A 12,599-nucleotide genomic window follows, 5' to 3' on the forward strand; every position below is an offset into this window, starting at 1 on the left:
TGTGGGGTGGCCGATCGTCGGGTGCGCTTTCAGACTTACGCGAAAGCGGACTTTTCAGACGCGACGCGGTGAGGACGAGTGATGAACAGAACCGGTTCGGGGGCGTACGACGCACTGGCCGACCTACGTGCCGCAGGGCACCCGATCGACCTACTCGACGAGCGGCAGCGCGACGTGTTCGCCTCGCTCAACCAGACCGAGGTCACCCTGCTCAACTCGATCAAACGACGTCTCGACGACGTCGCGCCCGAAGTTGAGGGCCAGGAATTGAAGCTGGTCTGAGCATGCAGGGGTCGAGGCCGGCTCGTCGTCACATCGTGGTCCTGTTCATCGACCTGTCCGGGTCGACCGAACTCGCGGAGCGTCTCGACCCCGAGCTGCTCATGCAGATCCTGGAGCGTTACTACGCGGGATGCAGAGAGGCGATCTTCGCCAACGGCGGCGTGATCGAGAAGTACATCGGCGACGCCATCATGGCCGTCTTCGGCATCCCGCTCAGCCGCGAGGACGACGCGCTGCGCGCCGTGCTCGCCGCCCACGGCGCGATGCGATCGGTGTACGAGCTGGCCGACCAGCTGGAGCGGACCGTCGGCGTCCGCATCGGGGCGCACGTCGGGGTGGCGTTCGGCGAGGTCATGGTGGTCGGCCACACCGGCACCGACGTCCGCGTGATCGGCGACACGGTCAACACGGCCGCTCGCATCCAGTCGGCCGCCAAGGAGGGCGAGATCCTCCTCGGCGACGACGTCGCCCGGCTGGTGCGCCAGCACGCCGTCATGGAGGAGGTCCCGCCGCTCACGCTGAAGGGCAAGAAGGACCCGGTCCGCGCCTGGCGGTTGATCGACGTCGAGCCCGACCGCGCGGGCGACGCGGGCGCCGACACCGTCCCCCTGATCGGCCGCGACGAGGAGCTCGCCCAGCTCACCCGCCTGCACGAACGCGTGATCAGGGAACGGTTGTGCGGGATGGCGACCCTGCTGGGCGTGCCGGGCATCGGCAAGTCACGGCTGGTGCGCGAGTTCCTGCACCGGCTGCCGCCGGGCGTGCGGGTGCTGACCGGGCGCTGCCCCTCCTACGGCATCGGGGCCACCTACCGTCCGATCGCCGAGATGCTCGAAGACGTCAACGGCGACTGGCCCGCAGTGGCGGCGGCGGTCGGCCCCGAGGGGGAGCGCACGCTGCGCGCCCTGGCGGGCAACGGCCAGACCCCCGGCGTCGCCGAGATCGCCCGCGCGGTCCGCAGCTTCCTGGAGGTGATGGCCGACAACCGCCCGCTCGTGGTGGTGCTCGACAACCTCCAGTGGGCCGAGCCGACGTTGCTGGAACTGGTCGACGACTGCGTGGCCTGGCTGACCGACGTGCCGGTGCTGTTCGTCTGCGTGGCCCGGCCGGAGGTCTACGAGCTGCGTCCTGGCTGGGGCGGCGGCATGGCCTGCGGGATGTCGCTGGAGCTCGGGCCGTTGAGCGGCGCGGACGTCGCGCGGCTCGTCCAGGAGCTCTGCGCCGAACGCGTCGAGGTCATGGCGCACGCCGACGAGGCCCTGCACTGGCGGGTCGCCGCCAGCAGCGACGGCAACCCGCTGTTCGCCGAGCTGATGCTGGAGACCCTGACCGAGGGCGACGGTTCGCTGCCGCCCACCATCACCGCGCTGCTGGGTGCCCGGCTCGACCGGCTCGGCGGCGACGAACGCGAGGTGCTGGAGCGGGCCGCGACCATCGGCCAGATTTTCACCCTCGGCCAGGTCGAGATGCTCGGCGCGGACCTCTCCTGGGGGACCCCGTCGGGGCCGGTCCGCAGCCTCCAGCGCGACCGCCTGGTCAGACGGGGCTCCCAGCCGGGCGCCTTCGAGTTCACCCAGACCCTCACCCGCGAGACCGTCTACTCGCTGACCAGCAAGGAACAGCGCGCCGACTGGCACCGCCGCCTCGCCGACTGGCTCGGCGAGCAGGAGGCCGCCGACGACACCCCGTTCCGCAGCTGGACCTCCGGCGACATCAGCCGCCACCTGCTCGCCGCCTGCCGCTTCACCCGCGAGGTGCGCCCGTTCGACCCGCTGCTCGACGAGCTCACCGACCGCGCCGCCACCGCGCTGATCCGCGACGGCGGCGAGGCCCTGCACCGCAGGGACCTTCCGGCCGCCATCGCCCTGCTCGAACACGGCCGCGAGATCCTGCCCAAGGGCCGGGAGGAGCACCGCCGCCTGGCGATCCTGATCAGTGACGCCGAACTGGCGAGGGGCGAGGCCGGGAAGGCCGCCGCCGCCCTCGACGCCGCCGAGGAGATGCTCCCCGGCGACCCGCGCACCGCGCTGACCTGCACGATCCAGCGCGAGATGCTGGGCCTGCGCACCGGCCGGGGCACCGACCCCGAGGCGCTGCGTGACCGGCTCGAACAGGACGACGATCTCAGCTGGTGCCGCTTCCACCAGCTGGAAGCGTGGACGCACATCGACGCCGGCCGTTTCGGCGCCGCCGACCAGGCGCTGCGCGATGGGGTGGCCCGCGCCCGCGCGATGGGGGACCGATACGAGGAGGACCGCCTCCTCGGCGGCCTGTGCGAGCTGGTCCAGTGGTCGCCGACGCCGGTCGGCGAAGGGCTCGCGTTGTGCGCCGACCTGCTGGAGCGGTTCGTCGGCGACCGCGCGCTGCTGGTCCCGGTCCTGCTCACCAAGGCCCGGCTGCTCGGTCTCTCCGGCGGCCTGGCCGAAGCCCGCGAGACCCTCGACACCGCCGCCCACTATGTCGACGAACTCGACCTGGGCCTGCCCGCCATCGCGGTCACCCAGGTCCGCGGCCTGGTCGAGTCGCTGGCCGGCGACCACGAGAAGGCGCGCGCGCTGTTCCGCGACGCCGCGGCGGCCCTGCACGCGGCCGGGCACGGCGGCGCCGCCGCCACCCTGGAGATCTACGCCGCCCGCGAGACCCTTCGCCTGGGCGACCCCGGCCTGGCCGCGCGGGAACTCGATCGCCGCGAGGGCCCCCGCCAGCTCCGGGGCGAGGTCACCGCCCTCGCCCTGCGGGCCGCCGTCGCCGCCCGATCGGCCGATCATTCAGAAGCCCTGCGCCTCGCCGACCGTGCCGCCGAGCTGGTCGCGGCCACGGACGATCTCTGCCTGCGTGGCGACGTCCTCGTCGAGGTCGCCCAGGTGCGGCGGGCCGCCGGGCGGGACCCGTCCGGCGCGCTCCGCGACGCGCTCGACGCCTACGACGCAAAAGGGGCGAGCCTGCTCGCCCACCGGACCCGCGACCTGCTGGGGGACCTGTGACCCTGACGCCGACCAACTCCCCGCTGCCGCCCTGGCGGCGGGGCCAGCGCGACCACTTCCCCGGAGTGCCGGCCTGGGGGCTGGCGACCCGCCGGGCCGCGCCCGAACCCTTCGAGATCAGCCGCCTGGAGTCGGTCGACAAGGAGTGGGCCTACGGCGGCGCCGACGGCACCGGCGTGCGGGTCTGCGTTCTCGACACCGGCGTCCAGGCCGACCATCCGCACGTCGGCGGGCTGGAGGCGTCCTACCAGGTCGTCGCCGACGACAACGGGAAGTTGTCGGTCGCCGAGTGTGAACCACACGACCCGGCCGGGCACGGCACCGCCTGCGCCTCGGTGATCCGCCAGGTCGCGCCGGGCGCCTCGATCAGCTCGCTGCGGGTGCTCACCGACGGCAAGAACGGCAGCGGCGACGCCCTGCTGACCGGCCTGCGGTGGGCGATCGAGGCCGGCTTCGACGTGATCAACATGAGCCTGTCGACGACGAAGTCGGACTTCCGGCACACCCTCCAGGAGCTCGCCGACCAGGCCTACTTCCGGCGCTGCCTGCTGGTGGCCGCCGCGCACAACATGCCGGTGCTCAGCTTCCCGTGGACGTTCTCCTCGGTGGTCAGCGTGGCCAGCCACGACCAGGCCGACCCGATGACCTACTTCTACAACCCGTCGCCACCCGCCGAGTTCCACGCCCGCGGCGTCAGGGTCCCGGTGGCCTGGGCGGGCGGGAAGGTGGTGCGCAGCACCGGCAACAGCTTCGCCGCCCCGCACATCGCCGGGATCTGCGCGCTCATCCTGAGCAAACACCCCTGGCTGACGCCGTTCCAGCTCAAGACCGTGCTCTATCTCGCCGCGGACAACACTGCGGACACCATCGCGCAGAACGGAGAGCCTGATGTCCTCTGAGGACTTCGACAGCACCGAACGCAAGTTGCTGCAGTCGATCGTGGAGGTGGCCCGCCACATGTTCGGCGCGGCCGCCGCGTCGATCTTCCTGGTCGACCCGGAGACCGGTGAGCTGGTCTTCGAGGCCGTCTCCGGCGAGGGGGAGAAGGAGCTGGTCGGCAGCCGCTTCCCGGCCGGGACGGGCATCGCCGGCTGGGTCGCCACCAGCGGCCAGCCCATGGTCGCCGACGACCTCAAGACGACCACCTTCGACCAGGACGCCGCCGAGTCCACCGGCTACGTGCCCGCCACGATCATGGCGGCCCCGCTGATCCGGTTCGAGGAGTGCGTGGGCGTGCTGGAGGTGCTCGACCGGGCCGAGTCGCGCAGCGACCTCGACGACATCGAGCTGCTGGGCATGTTCGCCACCCAGGCCGCCTGTGGCCTGGAGTTCCTGCTCCGGGTCAGGCACAGCGAGCCGCGCGCCCAGATCGACCCTCAGGTGGTGCTGCGGCGGCTGAGCGACCGCCCGCCCACCGGCGACGGCCCCCGCGACGTCGCGGCGCTGAAGCTGCTGGCCCTGGCCGACGAACTGCTCGCCCTCTAATACCTTCGCCGATGCCTTCCGGCAATGACCGAATTGCGCCAAATTTCTGACATTTCTTGACATGGCGGCAGTCAGTCAAGCTCTCGTCTACTCGAATCGTCAACGCGGCATTCGAAGGGACGAAATGGGACCTGACGCGCGCCCCAGAAGTTCATGGCCGCTCGTCGGACGCGCCGCCGCCCTGCGTGTCGTCACCGAATCGGCGGCGCAGCCGGACGTCGAAGGCGTCGTGGTCGTCGGCCCGCCGGGGGTGGGCCGCACCCGCCTGGTCAAGGAGGCGGCGACGCGGCTGACGGCCGAGGGTCACCCCGTCTCTTCGGCGACCGGCACCCGCGCGGCCGGCACGATCCCCCTCGGGGCCCTGCTCCACCTGGCCCCGCCGGGGGACGCGCTCGGCACCTTCTCCCGGATCGTGGCCCGGTTCGCCGCCCCCGGCGGACGGCGGCCGGTGCTGGTGGTCGACGACGCCCACCTGCTCGACCCGGCCTCGGCCGCGCTGGTGTACCAACTCGCCGTGCACACCCGCACGTTCGTGGTGCTGACCGTCCGCCAGGGCCAGGCCGCGCCCGACGTGGTCACCGCGTTGTGGAAGGAACGGGTCGCCCGCCGGGTCGAGCTCGGCCCCCTCGGCGACGACGAGATCGACACCCTGCTCGAACGCGGCCTCGGCGGCCCCCTCGACGCGGTCACCCGCCGCAGCCTGCGCCGCCTGTCGGCGGGCAACCCCCTGATCCTTTACGAACTGGTGCAGTCGGCCCTGGAGGGCGGGTCCCTCCGCACGGTCGACGGCCTGTGGCACCTGGAGGGCCACCTGCGGGTCACCGGCCGGCTGGGCGACCTCATCGAGGCCCAGATGGACGTCGACGACGCCGCCGTGCTGAGCGTCTTGGAGGTGCTGGCCTGCAAGGAGCCGCTCAGCCAGCCCGTGGTGGAGTCGATCACCGGCCACGCGGCGGTCGTCGAGGCCGAACGCCGGGGGCTCGTCATGCTCGAACGCTCCGGCCAGCGCATCCAGGCCCGGCTCACCATCCCGGCGTACGCGGGGGTGATCAGGGCGCGGATGCCCCGGGCGCGGCATCGGGCGATCTGGGAGAGCCTGGCCGAGTCGCTGGCCAAGACCCCGCGCCGCCGCGCCGACGACGCGCTCGAACTGGCCGTCTCCCGGCAACGCGCCGGCCTCGGCTCCTCGGTCGGGGAACTGCTCGCGGGGGCCCGCCAGGCGGCCGAGCACCTGGAGTTCGACATGGCCGAACGGCTCGCCATGGCCACCCGGGAGGCCGGCGGAGGCGTCGACGCCGACCTGACGCTGGCCGAGGTGCTGGCCTGGCAGGGCCGCTACGAGGCGGCGGCCGGGATTCTGCCCGAACCGGAGGAGTGCGCCGACGAGGAGAGCGCCGACCGCCGGGCGATGCTGCAGGAACGTATCGACTACTGGCACCGCGAGGCCGCCCCGGCCGGGGGCCACCCGCCCGGCGAACGCGCCGCCGAGGCGGTGTCGACCTGGATCGTGCTGCTGGAGGGCAACGTCGCCCGTTCGATCGCGGTCGGCAGCGCGTTGCTGGCCCTGCCCGACCCGCAGCTTCCGCCCCGCGCCGTCACCTGGGCCGCGACGGCCGTCATGGTGGCCGCGGGCCTCACGGGTGATCGGCGGCTCATCGACCAGGCCGCCGCCACCGGGCTCGGCGTCGCGGTCGAGCACCGCAACACCCTGCCGAGGGCCGAGGCGCAGGTGCGCAGCGTGCGGTGCGTGGCGCTGGTGCTCTCGGGCGCGCTCGTCGACGCCGCCGCCGCCGTCGAGGCGGGCTACCAGGAGGCGGTCCAGACCCAGCTCCCGCAGACGGTCGGCATCTGGACGGGCCTGCGGGGCATCGTCGCCAAGGCCCAGGGCCGGATGACCCTGGCCCAGCAGGCGCTCCGCGAGTCGATCGTGCTGCTCGAAGGCCACGACCCGCTCCGGCTCCAGCGCCTCTACCTGTCGGAGCTGGTCGGCGCCCACGCCATGGCGGGCGACACCGCCGGGGCCGACCAGTGGCTGACCCGGATGGAGGAGACCCCGGCGCCGCCCGGCGCCCTGGTTGACCCGTGGATCAACCGCAACCGCGCCTGGGCCGCCGTCGCCGCCTCCGACCTGGCGCTGGCCGCCGAAAGCGCGCTCACCGCCGCGAAGGAGGCCCGCAGGGCCGGCGCGCCCCTGCTGGAGGCGCACGCCCTGGCCGACGCCTGCCGGATGGGCGCCGCCGGCGCGGCCCGCGACCGCCTGGCCGAACTCGCCGTCACCACCCCGACCCCGGTGACCAGGGCGTTCGCCGCCATGGCCGCCGCCCACGCGGCCGAGGACCCCGACCTGCTGCTGGAATCGGCCGGAACGCTGGCCCGCCTCGGACACACGCTGGCCGGGGCCGAGTGCGCGGCGACCTCCTACCGGTTACTCGTGGCGGCCGGACGACGGACGGCCGCCACCAGCGCGCAGACGCTGGCAAGAGAACTGCTGACCGACTGCGGCGGGGCGAGGACGCCACAGTCGGACCTGTCAGGGGGCGATTCCACGCTGACGCCCCGGGAGCTTCAGATCGCCAAGCTGGTGGCGTCGGGCCTGTCGGGCCGCGCGGTCGCCGACCGGCTCGACCTGTCACTACGAACGGTCAACAACCACCTGGGCCGGGTCTACACGAAGCTCGGGGTGTCGGGACGGCGGGCCCTGGCCCAGGTGCTCGGCTCGGCCGAGGCGTGAGGCCGGTCGGCCGGCCCGGTCTGGCAGACGTCCACAACAGGGTTGTTCGGGCGTTTTGCCCACCTATCACCCCCCGCTCCGGGGCGGTGCCCCGGCGCATGCGAGCATGTCCCGGGTGAAAGCGCGACCGCAGGTCATGACCCCGGGCCTGACGTTCCTCTTCGCCGTCGCCGGAGGCGCGGCGGTCGGCAACCTCTACTGGGCCCAGCCCCTTCTCGACTTCATCGCCGCCGATCTGCACGCCGCCACGGCGAGCGCCGGGCTGCTGGTGACGGCCACCCAGGTCGGTTACGCCGTGGGCATCCTGCTTTTCGTCCCGCTGGGCGACGTGCTCAACCGGCGACGGCTGATCCCGGTGATGCTGGTGGTGTCGGCGGTGATGCTGGTGCTCTGCGCGCTGGCCCCGACGTTCGGCCTGCTGCTGGGCGCGATCACGCTGATGGGGATCACGACCGTGGCCGGGCAGTTGCTCACTCCGCTGGCCGGCGACCTGGCCGACCAGGCCCGGCGCGGCCACGTGGTCGGCGCCGTGACGTCGGGCATCCTGACGGGCATCCTGCTCAGCCGGACGATCAGCGGCCTGGTCGCCGAGTTCGCCGGTTGGCGCACCATCTTCCTCGTGGCGTCGGTCCTGGCCCTCGTCCTGGCGCTGCTGCTCTACCGGGCGCTCCCCGACCTGGAGCCCAAGGCCCGGCTGCCCTACCACCGCCTGATCGCATCGGTGTTCTCGTCGATCCGCCACGAGCGTGTGGTCCGGTGGACCCTCGCCCTGTCCTGCACGGGCTTCGCGATCTTCACCATGTTCTGGACGTCCCTGACCTTCCTGCTGAGCGCCCCGCCCTTCGACTACCCGGTCTCGGTGATCGGCCTGTTCGGCCTGGCGGGCCTGACCGGCGCCCTCGCGGCCCAGCGGGCGGGCCGTCTGCACGACCGGGGCTGGTCGCTGCCCGCGACGGGGCTCGGCTGGGTGGTGATCCTGCTGTCGTTCGGCCTGGCCTGGTTCGCGGGGCGGTCGGTGGTGCTCGTCCTGCTGGTCGTGGTGCTGGTCGACGCGGGCATGCAGGGCCTCAACATCCTGAACCAGACGCGGATCTTCGCGGTGTCGCACGAGGCGCGCAGCCGGCTGAACACCGCCTTCGTGACGGGCAACTTCGTGGGCGGCGCGATCGGCTCGGCGGCGGCCTCGGTGTTGTGGTCGGCAGGGGAGTGGCGGGCGGTGTGCCTGGCGGGGATGGTCGCGTCGGCCGTCGCCCTGGCGATCTGGGCCGTCGGCAGGCGCGGCGCCCTCGTCGTTACCCCGTCGTGAAGGGCGAACGTCCTACGCCGTAGCGTATGTCGCCGTTTCCCCGATTTTCCCTCACGTGCGCCCTTGTCGACTGTCAATGAACGGCATCGTGCGACGTCCCCAGGGAAATCAAACCCAACGTCGTATACAACCTCCGCAAACCACCGTCAAATCGGCACATATCGCTCGCAATCCCGTCCCGAGAAGAAAAAAGTAGAACTATAAATCAACGTCGGGACAATCCAGAGGAGAAGCCCATGGACGGAAAGCGGCGAGTCGCGATGACGGGGGCGGGGTTCCTCGGAGCGGCGGCCCTGATCCTTGGCCCGGTGTCGGCGGCGTCGACCGCCGAGGCCGCGACCCCGGCGACCACGACGGCGGTCAGCACGTCGGCGAGCGTGTTCCCGTCCCATGACCGCTGGGACGGCTACGGCCACCACCACAACCATCACAAGCACCACAAGCACCACAATCACTACAACCACTACAACAACCACAACCACCACTACGGCTGGTGGTACTGAGGGGTGTGGCCGCCGCCCGGGTGATCGCCCGGGCGGTGGATCATGTTCGGCGAAGGCCGGTGGCATAAGGGCCGCGTAAGTGCTTTACCGACTCGTGATGGACCGGACCGTCGGCCGCCAGCGGCTTCCCGAACATCCTCCCCATTCGCCCCCAATGCACCCCCATGTAGGCCGCACTCGGACGTAGCCCAATAAGCCGTACATAAAAGCACCCCCTCAACCGGCACCCAGAACCTCGCCGCCGTCCCGTCAAATGAACGCCACGCCCTCTCGCGCCGCTTGCCGGTCGTCGGAAAGCCTGGAGGGGCAAGCCAGGCGAATCCTAGGAGGAGAAGCCATGAACGGTAAGCGAGTCGCGACGGTGGGGGCGGGAGTCCTCGGTGCGGCGGCCCTGGTCCTGGGGCCCATCTCAGCGGCGGACGCCGAGACGGCCACCACCGCGACCACTACCGCGGTGAGCACGGTCGCCCAGCCCGCGTCCACGACCTACGACGACTGGGACTGGGACGACGACTACTACGACGACTACTACTACGACGACTACTACTACGACGACTGGGACGACTGGGACGACGAGTACATCGTCGAGGAGTACTACTACTGGGACTAGCCCTTAGCGGCTCCCGCCTCCACCGCCCGGGTCATCACCCGGGCGGTGCAGGTCTCTCCGGTTCCTATTCGAGCGGGCCGCCCATCGAGGCCAGCAACTGCTGCATCCGGTCGATCTCGATGCGCTGGTCGGAGTCGACATGGGTGGCGAAGACGTAGGTCTCGGTCTCCTGGCCGCCGTCGGCGGCGAACAACTTCTCCACCATCTCCAGCGCGCCCATGTGGTGGGCGATCATGAACTGGGTGAAGAGGCGGTCGAACTCGCCGTCCTTCGCCTTCTCCAGCCGGTCGAACTGGGCCTCGGTCAGCATCCCGGGCATCAGCTCGCCGGCCCCGTGGCCGTGGTCGGTCGACGGCACCTCCTGCCCCCGGGACGTCAGCCACTTGCGCATCTGCGTCATCTCGTCCTCCTGCGTGGACGAGATGCGCTCCGCGATCAGGGTCACGTCGCGGTTCTTGGTGCGGGAGGGCACGAGCGAGGTCATCCGGAGCGCCTGCCCGTGGTGGGGGATCATCCCCTGGAAGAAGATCACGTCGGCGGCGGTGAACGGGACCTCGCTGACAGAGGGCACGGCGGTGCCCGGGAGCGTCTTGGCGTCCTGACCGGGGGCGCCGGGCTGGACGACCACCGGCGCGTTCGGGGCCGGAGGCGGGGCGTCCTCGCTGCAACCGGCGAGGACCAGGCCGGAGACCAGCAGTAACACGCTCAGTCGACGCAATTGGCTCATGGTGTGGGGCTGCTTCCGCTGTACCGTCGGCATCTGTCCGGAGAAGTAGATATGTCTACGTATAGAACATCAAGACCCTTTCGGTTACGGTACGCGGTGAAATACCACATAGGACCGCCGCCTTGAAACCCAGGGCGCGCGGTATCCCCTGAAGGGACGGCCCCTTGCGACTACGCACTCTCGGGGTCATCGCCGCTGCCGGAGCGTTAGTGGCGGGCTTCCTGCCCACCGCCGCTCAGGCCGCCGATGATCCGCGTGTCGGGCTCGGAGCCGGCTGGCTGGACGCACAGTCCGCCGCCAGCGGCCTCGAACTGACCAAGCACAACGACAAGCCCGCCGGGTTCGTCAACCCCGACAGCCCGGGCAGCTCCTCGTTCGCCAACTCCGACCTGGCGTTCAGCGGGAACTACGCCTTCGCGGGCAACTACCACGGGTTCAACATCTACGACATCAGCACCGGCGCCGATCCGGTGCTGAAGACGTCGGTGGTGTGCCCGGGTGGCCAGGGTGACCTGTCCGTCTACGAGAACCTGCTGTTCATGTCGGTCGAGGAGACCCGCGGCCGCCTCGACTGCGGCACGCAGGGCGCCCCCGGCACCGTGAACGCCGAGCGCTTCCGCGGCGTCCGCGTCTTCGACATCAGCGACATCAACGCCCCCAAGCAGGTGGCGGCCGTGCAGACCTGCCGTGGTTCGCACACCCACACGGTCGTGACCAGCCCCAAGGACAAGAAGAACGTCTACGTCTACGTCCAGGGCACCTCCAGTGTCCGGTCCGGTGACGAGCTGGCCGGCTGCGCCAACGCCGCCGCGACCGACCCGAACACCTCCCTGTGGCGGATCGAGGTCATCAAGGTCCCGCTGAAGAACCCGGAGACCGCCGCGGTCGTGGCCCAGCCGCGCCTGTTCGCCAACCCGGAGACCGGCGCGATCGACGGCCTGCAGAACACCCCGCCGACGGCGCAGCACCCGTCGGGCACGAACTGGTCGCCCCGCCCCGTGACCAACCAGTGCCACGACATCACCGCGTACCCGGAGATCGGGCTGGCCGCCGGCGCCTGCGCCGGCAACGGCATCCTGCTCGACATCAAGGACCCGGAGAACCCCAAGCGCCTGGACGCGGTCGCCGACCCGAACTACGCCTACTGGCACTCGGCGACCTTCAACAACGACGGCACCAAGGTCGTCTTCACCGACGAGTGGGGCGGTGGCTCCGGCGCCCGCTGCCGTGTCACCGACCAGCCGTCGTGGGGTGCCAACTCCATCTACAACATCGTGGACGGCAAGCTGGTGTTCCAGAGCTACTACAAGCTCCCGGCGCCCCAGACGACCGCCGAGAACTGCGTGGCCCACAACGGCTCGCTGGTCCCGATCCCCGGTCGCGACATCATGGTGCAGGCGTGGTACCAGGGCGGCATCTCGCTCTGGGACTTCACCGACTCGGCCAACCCGAAGGAGCTCGGCTACTTCGACCGCGGCCCGGTGAACGCCTCGGCGCTCGTCCTCGGCGGCTTCTGGTCGGCGTACTGGTACAACGGCCAGATCTACGGCACCGAGATCGCGCGTGGTTTCGACGCCTTCAAGCTGGTCCCGACCACCGCCGTCGCGGCGGAGGAGATCGAGGCCGCCAAGGCGGTCAAGCTCAACCTGTTCAACGCGCAGGGTCAGCCGCGTCTGTCGTGGGAGTCGAGCTTCGAGCTCGTCCGCGCCTACCAGGTGCAGGCCGAGCGCGCCGGTCTGGACAAGCTCCAGGCCAAGGCCGTCGACGCCCTGATCGACGAGGCCCAGCGTCTGAAGGACCGTCACAAGAAGCTCCTTGCTTCGGTGGCCCTGAAGACCGCCGCCGCTCTGCTGAAGAAGTCCGACCCGGCGCAGGCCCGACTCCAGTCGGCCCTGAACGACCTGGCGAAGACCGTACTCAAGGGTGGCAAGTAGTCCCTGAGTGAGTGATCGACGCGGGCGGGTCCTCCTC

General features: G+C 71.1%; 10 protein-coding genes. 9 read left to right on the forward strand and 1 reads right to left on the reverse strand.

Going from position 1 to position 12,599, the window contains the following annotated elements:
* The first annotated feature begins 81 nt into the window (after positions 1-81).
* The 8 genes from QSK34_RS16490 (at position 82) to QSK34_RS16525 (ending at position 9,901) form a co-directional block, all read left to right on the forward strand.
* The gene (locus QSK34_RS16490; protein WP_034385328.1) at positions 82-282 is read left to right on the forward strand and encodes an aroma-sacti cluster domain-containing protein; all 201 of its coding nucleotides are present in this window, start codon (positions 82-84) and stop codon (positions 280-282) included.
* 2 nt (positions 283-284) lie between these two features.
* Positions 285-3,266, forward strand: a complete 2,982-nt coding sequence (locus tag QSK34_RS16495; protein WP_285585045.1) for an adenylate/guanylate cyclase domain-containing protein — start codon at positions 285-287, stop codon at positions 3,264-3,266.
* On the forward strand, positions 3,263-4,165 hold the full coding sequence (locus tag QSK34_RS16500; RefSeq protein ID WP_285585048.1) for a S8 family serine peptidase: 903 nt from the start codon (positions 3,263-3,265) through the stop codon (positions 4,163-4,165). Before QSK34_RS16495 ends, QSK34_RS16500 begins: the two co-directional genes overlap by 4 nt.
* Entirely contained in the window at positions 4,155-4,751 is a 597-nt protein-coding gene (locus QSK34_RS16505) for a GAF domain-containing protein (protein WP_030454946.1), read from the forward strand. The genes QSK34_RS16500 and QSK34_RS16505 overlap by 11 nt, the downstream gene beginning before the upstream one ends.
* A 124-nt stretch (positions 4,752-4,875) precedes the next feature.
* A complete protein-coding gene (locus tag QSK34_RS16510) occupies positions 4,876-7,482 on the forward strand; it encodes a helix-turn-helix transcriptional regulator (RefSeq protein ID WP_285585051.1) in 2,607 nt (868 codons plus the stop codon).
* Positions 7,483-7,597: 115 nt separating this feature from the next.
* A complete protein-coding gene (locus tag QSK34_RS16515; protein WP_285585053.1) occupies positions 7,598-8,788 on the forward strand; it encodes an MFS transporter in 1,191 nt (396 codons plus the stop codon).
* 236 nt (positions 8,789-9,024) lie between these two features.
* Positions 9,025-9,291 carry a hypothetical protein gene (locus QSK34_RS16520; protein ID WP_285585055.1) on the forward strand — a complete coding sequence of 89 codons (267 nt, stop codon included), beginning with the start codon at positions 9,025-9,027 and terminating at the stop codon, positions 9,289-9,291.
* Positions 9,292-9,628: 337 nt separating this feature from the next.
* Entirely contained in the window at positions 9,629-9,901 is a 273-nt protein-coding gene (locus tag QSK34_RS16525; RefSeq protein ID WP_285585057.1) for a hypothetical protein, read from the forward strand.
* Between the two features lie 64 nt (positions 9,902-9,965).
* Here the strand turns inward: QSK34_RS16525 and QSK34_RS16530 are convergent, their stop codons facing one another.
* Positions 9,966-10,619 carry a DUF305 domain-containing protein gene (locus QSK34_RS16530; protein ID WP_285585065.1) on the reverse strand — a complete coding sequence of 218 codons (654 nt, stop codon included), beginning with the start codon at positions 10,617-10,619 and terminating at the stop codon, positions 9,966-9,968.
* Between the two features lie 173 nt (positions 10,620-10,792).
* Here QSK34_RS16530 and QSK34_RS16535 point away from each other — a divergent pair, with 173 nt between their 5' ends.
* The gene (locus tag QSK34_RS16535; RefSeq protein WP_285585068.1) at positions 10,793-12,562 is read left to right on the forward strand and encodes an LVIVD repeat-containing protein; all 1,770 of its coding nucleotides are present in this window, start codon (positions 10,793-10,795) and stop codon (positions 12,560-12,562) included.
* The last annotated feature ends 37 nt before the right edge of the window (positions 12,563-12,599 follow it).

Source organism: Herbidospora sp. NBRC 101105, assembly GCF_030269205.1.
GTDB classification, from domain to species: Bacteria; Actinomycetota; Actinomycetes; order Streptosporangiales; family Streptosporangiaceae; genus Herbidospora; species Herbidospora solisilvae.